We start from the raw sequence: 12,919 nt of genomic DNA, 5'->3' as shown, positions 1-12,919 counted from the left end.
GCGATCAAAGTAGTTTCAAACAGTATTCTTTCCAACGGGGACATTATCATGCGTCAACTCATGTCAGCACTCGCACTTTGTGCAGGGGCGGCGGCCGCATTCGGCCCAGCCGTTGCGCAGCAGGCTCCCGCCGAATTCGATCCCGCAGACTTTGGCAAGATCGTCATCCAGCCGCGTCAGTCGGCGGGCGGAGACGGGCTTGTCTTCGAGCAGGCCTTCGGCGACTACCAGAACGAGCCGATCATCAAGTACGGCGAGAACAGCCCGATCATCAAGCTGGGCCGCCCGATCGGCCGCCTGGACATGTTGTTCAAGAACGGCAAGACGGGCTTCTGCACCGCCTTCATCGTCGACGATCAGCACATCCTGACCAACCACCACTGCATTCCGGGCATGGACGGTGATCCCACCGGCCGTGACAGCGGCGTGCAGGCAGCGCAGTTCGTCGCCGGTTTCATCAAGCCGGGAAGCTCGGAAGGGGTGGACCGCTATACCGTCAGCCCGCAGATCATCGAGACCAACCGCGAGTTGGACTACACGGTGCTGCGCGTCTTCGGAAACCCGTCGACCAAGTACGGCAAGCTGAAACTGGCCGAGGCCGACCCGCAGGACAGCGAATTCCTCTGGATCATCGGCCACCCGCAGGGCCAGGCCCAGCACATCAGCCGCGAAGGCTGTGCCGCCGCGATCCCGGCGATCTCCGCCGAGGGCAAGCTTATGCACAGCTGTGACACGCTGGGCGGCAACTCCGGCTCGCCTGTCATCCGTCTCAGCGACCATGCCGTGATCGGCCTGCACCACGCGGGCGACAGCCGCACCGGCTTCAACATGGCGATCCCCATGACCCGCATCCTGCCGCAGAGCCGCGTGCTCAAGGCGACTGCGGGCGGTGGCACTGTCGTCGACCCCGATCCGGACAAGACCGTGCGGATCGATCCGGGCCGCGACCATGCGCAGGCCTGTTCTGCCATGTGGGCCGAGGCCAAGATCCTGGGCTGTGCCGGCTACGAGGTCTACGCCTCCGAATGTGGCGATCACACCTTTGCCCCGATGGCGCAGCGCATCATCGAGCGTGAGTGTTCCATCCCCGACCGGACGGTCGACACCACCAAGAAGCCCGTCGAGCACGGTGGGCCGGTCCTGACGGTCCGTCCCTCGGGTGGCGATTATTCCGACCTGTCCGCAGCGGTTGCCGCGGCAGAGCCGGGCACGCGCATCGAGGTCTACCCGGGCACCTACACCCGTGGCATCGACGTCTCGAAGTCGCTGGAAATCGTCGGTGTCGGCAACAAGCGTGACATCGTCCTGAAGGTCGCCGACGACAACGCGATCCGCTGGACCGCGGAATCCGGCCTGGTCTCGAACCTCTCGATCCACCAGGACGGCGGCAAGTTCTTCAACTTCCACGTCGCGGCGGGGTCTGTCATCATCGAGAACAACGACATGACCTCGAAGGGCCTGGCGGTTCTGGCGATCCGTGCCAACAATGGTGCCACTGTCCGCAACAACACCATCCGCGACGGTGCGCAGGGCGGTATCTTCATGTTCGAGGCCGGCAAGGCGACGCTCGAAGGCAACACGATCTTCGGCAACTCGCTGGCAGGCCTGGAGCTGAAGGAGGGCGCCGATCCGGTCGTCAAGGGCAACACCTTCCGCGATGGCGGCGGTTCGGGCATCTTCATCAACGAAGGTGGCAAGGGCCGGTTCGAAGGCAACACGATCTTCAACAACTCGCTGTCGGGGATCGAGGTGAAGGCCGCCGACAACCCGATGATCTCGGGCAACACCATCCGTGACGGTCAGCAGGGCGGCATCATGGCCTCCGACGGCGCCGTGGCGCGCATCACCGGCAACGAGATCTACGGCAACGCCTATGCCGGGATCGAGATCAAGACCGATGCGAACCCGCAGGTCTACAACAACAAGGTGCGTGATGGTCAGCAGTCGGGGATCTACGTCCACGACGGTGGCCGCGGTGTGATCGAGAACAACGAGATCTTCCGCAACGGCTTCTACGGTGTGTCGGTCAAGGGCGACTCGAACCCGACGGTCCGCGACAACAAGATCTTCGGCAACATCTACGAGGCGATCCGCATCCGTGAAGGCGGCGGCGGCACCTACGAGCGCAACGACCTGTCGGGCAACACCGCCGGCACGTTCCGCATCGAACCCGATGCCGGAAAGGTCATCCGCATCGGCAACATCGAGGGCCCCGGCCAGGTCACCCGTGACCCGGATCCGGTCAGCACCAACGTGGTGACGGTCAAGGCCTCGGGTGGCGGTGACTACTCCAGCCTGGCGGATGCTGTCCGCGCGGCAGAGCCGAACGCCCGCATCGAGGTCTATCCCGGCGTCTACACCCAGGGCATCGATGTGTCGAAGCCGCTGGAAATCGTCGGGGTCGGTCCGGTCCAGGACATCATCCTGCGGGTGGCCGATGACAACGCGATCCGCTGGACCGCAGAGTCGGGCCGTGTGGCACGTCTCTCGATCCACCAGGACGGCGGCAAGTTCTTCAACTTCCACGTCGCGGCGGGGTCGGTCATCATCGAGGACAACGACATGACCTCGAAGGGCCTGGCGGTTCTGGCGATCCGTGACAACAAGGATGCCACGGTGCGTCGCAACACCATCCACGACGGTGCACAGGGCGGTATCTTCATGTTCGAGGCCGGCAAGGCGACGATCGAGGGCAACACGATCTTCGGCAACTCGCTGGCAGGCCTGGAACTGAAAGAAGGCGCCGACCCGGTCGTCAAGGGCAACACCTTCCGCGATGGCGGCGGTTCGGGCATCTTCATCAACGAAGGTGGCAAGGGCCGGTTCGAAGGCAACACGATCTTCAACAACTCGCTGTCGGGGATCGAGGTGAAGGCTGCGGACGATCCGCTGATCACGGGCAACACCATCCGTGACGGTCAGCAGGGCGGCATCATGGCCTCCGACGGCACAATTGCCCGGATCTTCAACAACGAGATCTACGGCAACGCCTATGCCGGGATCGAGATCAAGACCAATGCCAACCCGACGGTCAATGACAACATCCTGCGCGATGGCCAGCAGTCGGCGATCTACGTCCATGACGGTGGCCGCGGTGTGATCGAGAACAACGAGATCTTCCGCAACGGCTTCTACGGTGTGTCGGTCAAGGGCAAGTCGACCCCGCTGGTGCGTGGCAACAAGATCTTCGGCAATGTCTACGAGGCGATCCGTGTCCGCGAAGGCGGTGGCGGCACCTACGAGAACAACGATCTGACCGGCAACACCGCCGGGGCCTTCCGGATCGAGGCGGACGCGGGCAACGTCATCCGCCGCGGTAACAAGGAATAAGCGGTCCTCACGGACTGTCACGGCGCCGCCCCTTCGGGGGCGGCGTTTTTCTTTGCCCTTGCATTCCCGCGCGTGATGCGGTTCCTGCCCAACAAGACAAGCAAGGGGATGATCATGAAAGTGCGCGTGCATGTGATGCTCAAGGACGGTGTTCTGGATCCGCAGGGTGAGGCGGTGCGCCATGCGCTTGGCGCCCTCGGCTTTGACGGGGTCGGATCGGTGCGCCAGGGCAAGGTGATTGAGATGGATCTCGCCGATGGCACCTCCGAAGCGACCGTGGGTGAGATGTGCGAAAAGCTGCTCGCCAATACCGTGATCGAAAGCTACCGCATCGAGGTCCTGTGATGCGCGCGGCCGTCCTGAGCGAGTACCAGGCGCCGCTGAGTATCGAGACCCGACCCGATCCCTCCTGTCCCGAGGACGGCGTCGTGCTCAAGGTCCTGGCCTGCGGTGTCTGCCGCTCGGACTGGCATGGCTGGATGGGCGAGCACCCGCGCGTGAAACCGGGCGCCATCGGCGGGCATGAATTCTGCGGTGAAGTGGTCGAGGCCGGCCCGCGCGCGCAATTCGCGGTGGGCGACGTCCTTGTCGCGCCTTTCCTTCTGGGGTGCGGCACCTGCAACGACTGCCGGGCCGGGGCGCAGCATACTTGCAACGACATGGTTTATCCGGGCATCGGTTCTGACGGGGCCTTTGCCGAATACGTCGCCGTGCCGCGCGATTTCAACCTGTCGCGCCTGCCCGAGTTCATGACACCGCGCACCGCCGCCGGGCTGGGCTGTCGCGTGATGACCTCTTGGCACGCGCTGACCGACCGCGCGGCGCTACAGCCGGGCGAATGGCTGGCGATTCAAGGAACCGGGGGCATCGGGCTGGCGGCTTTGCTGATCGGCAAGGCGATGGGTGCGCGGGTGATCGCCGTGGACGTGGTGCGCGAAAAGCTGGACCACGCGCTGGCACATGGGGCTGACGCGGTTGTCGATGCCTCTGACGGCAAGGCGCACCGGGCCATCAAGGAACTGACCGGCGGCGGCGCCCATGTCTCGATCGAGGCGGTGGGCATCGCGGCCACGACCAATGCCTCGATCAAGTGCCTGCGACCCCTGGGGCGCCATGTTCAAGTCGGAATGCCCATCGGCCACACGGCGACGATGGAGATCGACATGAACGGCATCTTCATGAAGAATCTCGCCGTTTACGGGTCGCGCGGAATGCCGCCCTGGCGTTACGAACAACTGTTCAGCCTGATCCAGTCCGGTGCCGTCGACATGGCGCCGATGATCGGACGCGAGATCGGCCTGGGCCAGGTCTCGGACGAACTTGCTGCCTTCAACGGGCCGACGCCGCCGGGCGTGGCCGTCGTCACCGATTTCACCGCCTGACACTCACCGCCTGACAAGGAGCGTGCTGATGAAAGCTGCCGTCATCGTCTTCCCCGGGTCCAACTGCGACCGTGATCTTGCCGTTGCCTTCGAGAAGGCGGGCCTGCAGGTGCAGATGGTCTGGCACAAGGACACCGAACTGCCGGCAGGTATCGACCTGGTTGGCATCCCCGGCGGGTTCTCCTTTGGTGATTACCTGCGCTGCGGGGCCATCGCGGCCAATGCGCCCATCGTGAACGCGGTAAAGGCTCACGCGGACCGGGGCGGATACGCTCTTGGGATCTGCAATGGCTTCCAGGTGCTGACGGAAACCGGCCTGCTGCCGGGGGCGCTTCTGCGCAATGCGGGCCTGAAATACATCTGCCGGACCGTCGGCCTGCGCGCCGAGGGCGCCAGCATCTTTACCGAGGGCTATGGCCGTGGCACCGAGATCGCGCTGCCCATCGCGCATCATGACGGCAATTATTTCGCCGACGAGGCGACGCTTGACATGCTGGAAGCGGATGACCGCGTTGCCTTTCGGTATACCGACAACCCGAACGGGTCGGCGCGGGATATCGCGGGTGTGCTGTCGGCCAACCGGCGGGTGCTGGGCATGATGCCGCACCCCGAACGCGCAAGCGACGCGGCGCATGGCAACGAGGATGGTGCGCGCCTTTTCGCCCATCTGGCAGGGGCCCTGACCGCCGCCTGACTTGAGGGTGCGGCCCGCGCAGCCTATTCTGGGCGGCATGGCATCGAATGGCACCAGAACCGGACTGCGTCGCGCCGGCCCGTTCTCGGGCCGTGCGCGCATTGCGCTTGTCCTGCTGTTGCTGGCGGCCGTGGGAACGGTCTGGGTCACGAACTGGCTGCTGACCGACCGCTTTACCGAGTCCGTGCGCAACCGGGCCGAACTGCGCCTTGCGCTCTATTCGGGCAACCTGATTTCGGAACTGCGCCGCAATGCCATCGTGCCGCAACTCCTGGCCCGTGACCCGGCACTGATCGCCGCGCTGAACGCGCAGGACTACCGGCAAAGCTCGCAGCGGTTGATTTCCTTCGTGGACGAGATCGGCGCCGCCTCGCTGATGCTGCTGGACCGCGACGGGCGCACCGTGGCCGCGACAGACCGCAACCGCCTGGCCGAGTCGCACCGCGAGGCGGCCTATTTCGTCGATGCGCTGCGCTCGAACACCACGGTCTTTACCGCGCTCCCGCAAGAGACGGGCAACTTCAGCTTTACCTACGCCCGGCGCATGGAAAGCGGCGGTGAGACGGTCGGTGTCATCATGGTCGAGGTCGACCTGGCCAAGTTCGAGCGTGCCTGGGCCGGGATCACCGATGCTGTCATGGTGACCAACTCCGAGGGGCTGATCATCCTTGCGACGGAACCGCGCTGGCGCGGGCTGACGCCGACGGATGCATTGCAGCGCCAGCCTGCCGAGGGCGCGATCGAACGCGCCATCCGGGCCACCGCCGACTGGACCGCGCAGCAGGCCGACGCCTACCTGCGCGGCGAGGCGGTGATGCGGATCGACGGGCGCATCCCGTTCCGGGGCTGGACGCTTGTGACCTTCACCACCTATGCCAGCGTGCGCGAGCGTGTAAACGCCTTGCTGGCGCTGGAAATCATGGGGTTCGCGCTGTTGGCGGCGCTGGTTTTCTACGCCTTGTCGCGCAAGACCGCGATCCGGATGGCGCTGTTCCAGCGCGACGCGACCGAACTGCGCGCCCTGAACGCCCGCCTCAGCCGGGAAATTGCCGAACGTGAGCGGGTACAGAAAAACCTTGCCGTTGCGGAGCAATCTCTGGCCCAGTCCTCGAAACTGGCGGCCCTGGGCGAAATGTCCGCTGCCGTCAGCCACGAGTTGAACCAGCCGCTAGCCGCGATGAAGACCTACCTGGCCGGCGCGCGCCTTCTGCTGCGCCGAAACCGCCCGGACGAGGCGTTGAGCGCCTTTCACCGTATCGACGACCTGATCGAACGCATGGGGGCGATCACCCGCCAGCTCAAGAGTTTTGCGCGGAAAGGCCAGGAACAGCTCAGCCCCGTCGACATGGGAGAGGCGCTGGCCTCGTCCCTGGCGATGATGGAACCGCAGCTGAAATCGCGCCGCGTGAAGATCACCAAGATCCTGCCGGAAGCGCCCGTGCGCGTCATGGGGGACCGGATGCGGATCGAGCAGGTTCTGGTCAACCTCTTGCGGAACGCTCTGGACGCCACCAAGTCCGTTGATGACCCGCAGGTGGACATCATCCTGGCTGCGGGCGAAACCGCGACACTGACGGTGCGCGACAACGGAACCGGGATCGAGGACCTCGATGCGCTCTTCGAGCCCTTCTACACAACCAAGCAGCCGGGCGATGGCGTGGGCCTCGGTCTGGCGATTTCCTCGGGCATCGTCTCGGAACTGGGCGGGCGTCTGACCGCCCGCAACGGAGAGGACGGCGGTGCCGTCTTCGAGATGCAACTGCCCGTTTTGAACGAATCCACAGAAGCAGCGGAGTAAACTGCCAATGGCCAACGCAATGAAAATCGCCATCGTGGATGACGAACAGGACATGCGCCAGTCGATCAGCCAATGGCTGGCCCTGTCCGGTTACGACACCGAAACCTTTGCCAGTGCCGAAGAGGCGCTGGGGCGGCTCAACGCGGATTTTCCGGGCATCGTGATTTCCGACATCAAGATGCCGGGCATGGACGGGATCCAGTTTCTCAAGAAGTTGATGGGCACGGACAGCGCGCTGCCGGTCATCATGATCACCGGTCACGGCGACGTGCCGATGGCGGTCGAGGCGATGCGCATCGGGGCCTTCGATTTCCTTGAAAAACCTTTCAACCCGGACCGCATGTCGGAACTGGCCAAAAAGGCCACCAATGCCCGCCGCCTGACGCTGGACACGCGCGCGCTGCGCCGGGAACTGGCAGACGGCAGCCAGATCATGTCCAAGCTGATCGGCGCCAGCCCCGCGATGGAACGCCTGCGCGAAGACATCCTGGACCTGGGCCAGGCCGACGGCCACGTCCTGATCGAAGGCGAGACCGGCACCGGCAAGACGCTGGTGGCCCATGCGCTGCACGCGGTCGGCGCCCGCGCCGGCAAGAAATTCACCCTGGTGCGCTGTGCCGCGATGGACGAGGACGCCCTGACCCGGCGCCTGTTCGGCCCGATGCAGCCCGAGGATACACGCCTGCCTGCCATGGAAGAGGCGCGCGGCGGTACGCTGGTGCTGGAAGACATCGAGGTCCTGTCGGACGCGGCCCAGGCGCGCCTGCTGAACGCGATCAACGACGAGGGCACGCCGCCCGAAACCCGCATCGTTGCCATTTCCAACCTGCAGGAAGAGGGGCGCACCTGCGAGCAGGCGCTGCGTGCGGACCTCTATTACCGGCTGGCAGCGCTCAAGATCACCGTGCCACCGCTGCGCGCGCGGGGCGAAGATATCCTGACGCTCTTCACCCGCCTGTCCGAAAGCTATGCAGAGGAATATGGGTGCGACGCCCCCAAGGTGTCGGCACAGGAGGCCGCCCAGCTGTTGCAGGCGCCCTGGCCGGGCAATGTGCGCCAGCTGATCAACCTGGCAGAACGCGCGGTGCTGCAATCGCGGCGGGGGCAGGGGACCATTGCCTCGCTCTTGATGAGCGACCATGACGACATGCAGCCGGTCATGACGACCGAGGGCAAGCCGCTCAAGGAATATGTCGAGGCCTTCGAAAGGATGCTGATCGACAATACCATGCGGCGTCACAAGGGGTCGATCTCGGCGGTCATGGACGAATTGTGCCTGCCGCGCCGGACCCTGAACGAGAAGATGGCCAAGTACGGACTGGCCCGCGCCGACTACCTCTGAGGCCCGCGATGGACCGCGCCCCGGATCTCGACAGCTTTTTTGCCGACGCGACCTGGGGCGAGGTTCTGTCCGCGCTCCGCGCCGTGCTTGCCGGGACAGAACTGGGCGAGACCCTGAAATGGGGCGCGGCCTGTTATACCTTTGGCGGGTCCAACGTGGCGATCCTGGGCGGCTATTCCGATGGCTGCCGGCTGGCCTTTTTCAAGGGCACTTTGATCTCGGATCCGGAAGGTGCGTTGATCCTGACCGGTCCGCGATCCCGGGCGTCGAAGTACCTGCGGTTCCAGACACCAGAAGAGGTGGCCGACCGCGCCGATCAGGTCCGCGACTATGTCGCGCGGGCCATCGCCGTGGAGAAAAGCGGCGCCAAGGTCGATTTTGCCAAGGACGACCTCGACTATCCCGAGGAATTGACCGAGCGCCTGGAGGAAGACGAGGCGTTTCGCGCGGCTTTCGAGGCGCTGACACCGGGACGGCGGCGCGGCTATGTCCTGCACTTCTCGGATGCCAAACAGTCCCGCACCCGCGCGGCCCGGATCGAGAAGCATCGAGAGCGGATCCTTGCCGGCAAGGGAATGCACGACAGGTGACGCGCAGGCGGATGCGAGGCCGCCAGTGAACAGTCGGTTTCCATATTGGGTCTCGCAGCCTGTTCAAATAGCCGTTACTCTACTTTTACGAGTGTGGTGCGTCTGGGCCCCGGTTAGCCCGTAACCGAACTGGCAAACGGGAACATCATATGTCTTCCAATCAATCGACCCCTCTGGGCCGTTTCCTTGACTCTGACACCTTCGACTTCGGTCGATCCGTTGAAGTGATCGGCATGAATGGCCTGACATTTCTTGATGCCCTTGGTGCTGCCAAGGGTGGCAACGGAGGCGGAGGCGGAGGTGGCGGGGGGAAACCCGACAAGCCTGGAGACGGTGGGGATGGCGGTGACGGAGGCACGCTCCTTGGCAGCTACACCTCCGGCTCTCAGGACGGGACGGGCTTTAATGTCACCATCTATTTCAGCGGAACATGGACGGAGGCGCTGCAACAGGCCTTTATCGATGCTGCGGAACTGATCTCGGACATCATCACAGGCGATATTACGGACGTTCGGTACCGCGGCGAAACGATCGACGATATCGTGATCGAAGCGACGCTGACCGACATCGACGGTCCGGGCTTGACGTTGGGACAGGCCGGACCGACCGTCATCCGTACAGCGACCTACCTGCCCGCGATGGGTATCATGGAATTCGATATCGCCGACGCTGCAAACTACGATGCGCAGGGTCTGTTCAATGACATCGTCTTTCACGAGATGATGCATGTCATCGGATTCGGCACCATGTGGGAGCTGATGGGGCTGGTCGATGTCGGACAGGACGGCAGCCAGACTTTCGCCGGGGTCAACGCCAACCTGACATTCGACCTGGAGTTCAGTGCCTCCGCGCTTCTGTCCATCGAGACGGAAGGAGGGCCGGGCACGGCGGGCGGTCACTGGAACGAGGACGGCACCGATGGTTTTGCCTTCGAGAATGAGATCATGACGGGCTATATCGATGGCACCAACTACCTGTCCAACACCTCTGTCGCCGCGTTGGAGGATATGGGATACGAGACGATCTGGGACGCCAGCGATCCGACCGGAGCCACCGACCTGATCGACACGACCATATTCACCGACGGATTGTTTGCCTGAACGGCTGTCGGTCCTGCGCTGATGAACTGCATGACCTGCACATGAAAGCCCCCGGAAAGCCGATTCTTTCCGGGGGCTTTTTCAGGCCGAGCGCGGTGCCGGGTCTCAGTGCAGCAGGCGGCCCATCGCGGCGGCGACGTCGGCCATGCGCGCGGAAAAGCCCCATTCGTTGTCGTACCAGGCCAGCACACGCACCATGCGCTTGCCGACGACTTTGGTCTGGTCGGGGGCGAAGATCGACGAATGCGTGGTGTGGTTGAAGTCGATCGAAACCTTCTGTTCCGGATCGTAGGACAGCACGGCACCCATGCGGCCTGCGGCGGCCTCTGCCACCACCTCGTTGACGTCTTCGACGGTCACGTCACGCGAGGCATAGAAGGTCAGGTCAACGGCCGAGACATTGGGCGTCGGCACCCGGACGGCGGACCCGTCGAGCTTGCCCTTGAGGTTCGGCAGCACCTCGCCCAGGGCCTTGGCGGCGCCGGTCGAGGTCGGGATCATCGCCATTGCCGCGGCGCGGGCGCGGTAGAGGTCGGCGTGGCGGCGGTCCAGTGTCGGCTGGTCGCCGGTGTAGCTGTGGATCGTCGTCATGATGCCGGATTCGATGCCGATGCCCTCGTCCAGCACCTTGGCCAGCGGTGCGAGGCAGTTGGTGGTGCAGGACCCGTTCGAGATCATGGTCTCGCCCTTGACGAGGTCACGATGGTTTACGCCGTAGACGACCGTGCGCTGCACGTTCTTGGCCGGCGCCGAGATCAGAACCGATTTCGCGCCACGGTCGAGGTGGGCGTTGGCCTTCGTGCCGTCGTTGAATTTGCCGGTGCATTCGAGCACGACGTCGCAGCCGCTCCAGTCGAGGTCACCCATCTCATAGGAGGACATCACGTCGATGGGGCCGCGGCCCAGGTCCAGCGCCTGGTCCTTGACCGTCACGTCGCCGGGAAAGCGGCCGTGGATGCTGTCGTAGCGCAGCAGGTGGGCATGTGTCTCGATCGGCCCGGGGGCGTTGATCTTGACGACCTGGACGTCGTTGCGTGCGGACTCCGCGATATGTGCCAGAGTGCAGCGGCCAATGCGGCCAAATCCGTTGATCCCGATCGTGACGGTCATGCTCGCCTCCTGAAAATTCCTGTCGGCTTCCGTATACGGAGGCCTTCTGCATCTGCAAAGTCCATTAACCGTTGAGGAACAGCATGTTAGCGGTAAATGTGGCAAGGATTCGCGTGGTGGCGCTAACCCTCCGATCTCGTTTGCGTTAACCTGGGCGGGAACAACAGGGGATATCGGCCGTGCAGAGATGGAACAACCTTGCCAGCTTTGCCGGACGCGTGCTGATCGCGGCGCTTTTCCTTGCGGGGGCGGTGCAAAAGGCAATCGATTCGGCCCCGGCGGGAGAGATGCTGGTGAATTGGGGGCTGCCGTTTGGGCTGGTCTGGGTCGCGATGGTTTACAATCTCGGGGCGGCGGTGGCGCTGATCCTGGGGGTTGCCCTGCGGCCCGTGGCCCTTTCCCTGGCACTGTATTGCATGGTGACGTCCTTCTTTCACCTGATCCCGGACGATCCCTGGCAGATGAGCATCTTCGTCAAGAACTGGGCCATTGCGGGCGGCTGCCTGGTGCTGGCCGGGCAGGGTGGCGGGGCGTGGCGCTTGCGGTTTGCGCCCTAGGGGGTAGGTTCGCGATGAACAGGTTGAGTGGGGGCGCGGTATGAGCGGACTTCTGGCACTTCTCGATGACGTTTCGGCGATCGCCAAGGTGGCGGCGGCCTCGGTCGACGATATCGGCGCGGCGGCGATGAAAGCCGGGTCCAAGACCGCGGGCGTCATCATCGACGACGCGGCGGTGACACCGAAATACGTGCAGGGGTTCGAACCGGCGCGCGAATTGCCGATCATCTGGCGGATCGCGCGGGGCTCTTTGGTCAACAAGCTGGTGTTCCTGATGCCGGCGGCGCTGTTGATGGCGGCCTTTGCGCCCTGGCTGGTCTGGCCCTTGCTGATCCTGGGCGGTTGCTACCTGTGTTTCGAGGGGGCCGAGAAGATCGTGCATGTGCTGATGCCCCACGACGACCATTCCGGCGGGCCTGACGGCAGTCATGACGTGGGCGATCCCACGCATCTGGAAGAGGCCAAGGTCAAGGGCGCGATCAAGACCGATTTCATCCTGTCGGCAGAGATCATGGTGATCTCGCTCTCGGCCATCGAGGCGCCGAATTTTGCCATGCAGGCCGCCACGCTGGCGGTGGTTGCTGTGCTGATCACCTTTGCCGTCTACGGTGCGGTCGCCATCATCGTAAAGATGGACGACGTGGGCCTGTGGCTGAGCCAGCGGGGCCGCCTGGGCGCGACGCGGGGCTTTGGCCGCGCCATCGTCAAGTTCATGCCCTGGCTGCTCAAGGCGCTGGCGATCATCGGCACGGCGGCGATGCTCTGGGTCGGCGGGCACATCCTCACCAATTCACTGAAGGAAATGGGATGGGGCGTGCCTTATCAGACCGTGCACGACATCGCGCATTCCATCGGCCAAGGCGATGCGCTGCTGGAATGGGGGGTGACGGCGGCGATCGACTTCGTGATCGGGTTCCTGGCCGGGCTGATCCTGATTCCCATCGGCACCAAGCTGGTTGCGCCGATCTGGGGCCGGTTCTTTGGGGAAGGTGACGCCAAGGCGCACTGAACGAATA

Annotated in this window: 11 protein-coding genes; 10 read left to right on the top strand and 1 reads right to left on the bottom strand. The window is 64.1% G+C overall.

All coding sequences use genetic code 11. The annotated features are described in order from the left end of the window. The first annotated feature begins 60 nt into the window (after positions 1-60). From G9Q80_RS08535 to G9Q80_RS08500, 8 genes are all read left to right on the top strand, one after another. Positions 61-3,330: a right-handed parallel beta-helix repeat-containing protein gene (locus tag G9Q80_RS08535; protein ID WP_167646217.1), complete on the top strand. Its 3,270-nt coding sequence runs from the start codon at positions 61-63 to the stop codon at positions 3,328-3,330. Positions 3,331-3,444: 114 nt separating this feature from the next. Then, positions 3,445-3,675, top strand: coding sequence for a phosphoribosylformylglycinamidine synthase subunit PurS (gene purS / locus G9Q80_RS08530; RefSeq protein ID WP_043139176.1), 231 nt, complete (start codon positions 3,445-3,447; stop codon positions 3,673-3,675). Then, complete coding sequence (locus G9Q80_RS08525) at positions 3,675-4,712, top strand: zinc-binding dehydrogenase (RefSeq protein ID WP_088714849.1); 1,038 nt, start codon at positions 3,675-3,677, stop codon at positions 4,710-4,712. The genes purS and G9Q80_RS08525 overlap by 1 nt, the downstream gene beginning before the upstream one ends. Positions 4,713-4,740: 28 nt before the next feature. Continuing rightward, the gene (purQ, locus tag G9Q80_RS08520) at positions 4,741-5,406 is read left to right on the top strand and encodes a phosphoribosylformylglycinamidine synthase subunit PurQ (protein WP_043139042.1); all 666 of its coding nucleotides are present in this window, start codon (positions 4,741-4,743) and stop codon (positions 5,404-5,406) included. Positions 5,407-5,443: 37 nt separating this feature from the next. Then, positions 5,444-7,204 (top strand): sensor histidine kinase, encoded by a 1,761-nt coding sequence (locus tag G9Q80_RS08515; RefSeq protein ID WP_168246444.1) that lies wholly within the window; start codon positions 5,444-5,446, stop codon positions 7,202-7,204. Positions 7,205-7,211: 7 nt separating this feature from the next. Beyond that, complete coding sequence (locus G9Q80_RS08510) at positions 7,212-8,546, top strand: sigma-54-dependent transcriptional regulator (protein WP_043139039.1); 1,335 nt, start codon at positions 7,212-7,214, stop codon at positions 8,544-8,546. Positions 8,547-8,554: 8 nt separating this feature from the next. After that, positions 8,555-9,136, top strand: a complete 582-nt coding sequence (locus tag G9Q80_RS08505) for a YdeI/OmpD-associated family protein (RefSeq protein ID WP_069208356.1) — start codon at positions 8,555-8,557, stop codon at positions 9,134-9,136. Positions 9,137-9,285: 149 nt separating this feature from the next. Then, the gene (locus G9Q80_RS08500) at positions 9,286-10,236 is read left to right on the top strand and encodes a leishmanolysin-related zinc metalloendopeptidase (protein ID WP_088714848.1); all 951 of its coding nucleotides are present in this window, start codon (positions 9,286-9,288) and stop codon (positions 10,234-10,236) included. Between the two features lie 105 nt (positions 10,237-10,341). Here the strand turns inward: G9Q80_RS08500 and gap are convergent, their stop codons facing one another. Beyond that, on the bottom strand, positions 10,342-11,346 hold the full coding sequence (gap, locus tag G9Q80_RS08495; RefSeq protein ID WP_069208355.1) for a type I glyceraldehyde-3-phosphate dehydrogenase: 1,005 nt from the start codon (positions 11,344-11,346) through the stop codon (positions 10,342-10,344). 179 nt (positions 11,347-11,525) lie between these two features. Between gap and G9Q80_RS08490 the strand changes: the two genes are divergently transcribed. Next, positions 11,526-11,903 (top strand): DoxX family protein, encoded by a 378-nt coding sequence (locus tag G9Q80_RS08490; protein ID WP_088714847.1) that lies wholly within the window; start codon positions 11,526-11,528, stop codon positions 11,901-11,903. 40 nt (positions 11,904-11,943) lie between these two features. Then, positions 11,944-12,912, top strand: coding sequence for a DUF808 domain-containing protein (locus tag G9Q80_RS08485; protein ID WP_088714846.1), 969 nt, complete (start codon positions 11,944-11,946; stop codon positions 12,910-12,912). Positions 12,913-12,919 lie beyond the last annotated feature (7 nt).

Source organism: Mameliella sp. LZ-28 (genome assembly GCF_012274245.1).
Taxonomy (GTDB): domain Bacteria; phylum Pseudomonadota; class Alphaproteobacteria; order Rhodobacterales; family Rhodobacteraceae; genus Antarctobacter; species Antarctobacter albus.
Note: the sequence above shows the minus strand (reverse complement) of the source record. Positions and strands in the feature narration are given on the sequence as shown.

Coding starts and splice junctions, on each gene's coding strand:
- G9Q80_RS08510 (WP_043139039.1), top strand. CDS start 7,212: ATGGCCAACGCAATGAAAATCGCCATCGTGGATGACGAACAGGACATG.
- purS (WP_043139176.1), top strand. CDS start 3,445: ATGAAAGTGCGCGTGCATGTGATGCTCAAGGACGGTGTTCTGGATCCG.
- G9Q80_RS08535 (WP_167646217.1), top strand. CDS start 61: ATGTCAGCACTCGCACTTTGTGCAGGGGCGGCGGCCGCATTCGGCCCA.
- G9Q80_RS08515 (WP_168246444.1), top strand. CDS start 5,444: ATGGCATCGAATGGCACCAGAACCGGACTGCGTCGCGCCGGCCCGTTC.
- G9Q80_RS08500 (WP_088714848.1), top strand. CDS start 9,286: ATGTCTTCCAATCAATCGACCCCTCTGGGCCGTTTCCTTGACTCTGAC.
- G9Q80_RS08525 (WP_088714849.1), top strand. CDS start 3,675: ATGCGCGCGGCCGTCCTGAGCGAGTACCAGGCGCCGCTGAGTATCGAG.
- gap (WP_069208355.1), bottom strand. CDS start 11,346: ATGACCGTCACGATCGGGATCAACGGATTTGGCCGCATTGGCCGCTGC.
- G9Q80_RS08505 (WP_069208356.1), top strand. CDS start 8,555: ATGGACCGCGCCCCGGATCTCGACAGCTTTTTTGCCGACGCGACCTGG.
- G9Q80_RS08485 (WP_088714846.1), top strand. CDS start 11,944: ATGAGCGGACTTCTGGCACTTCTCGATGACGTTTCGGCGATCGCCAAG.
- purQ (WP_043139042.1), top strand. CDS start 4,741: ATGAAAGCTGCCGTCATCGTCTTCCCCGGGTCCAACTGCGACCGTGAT.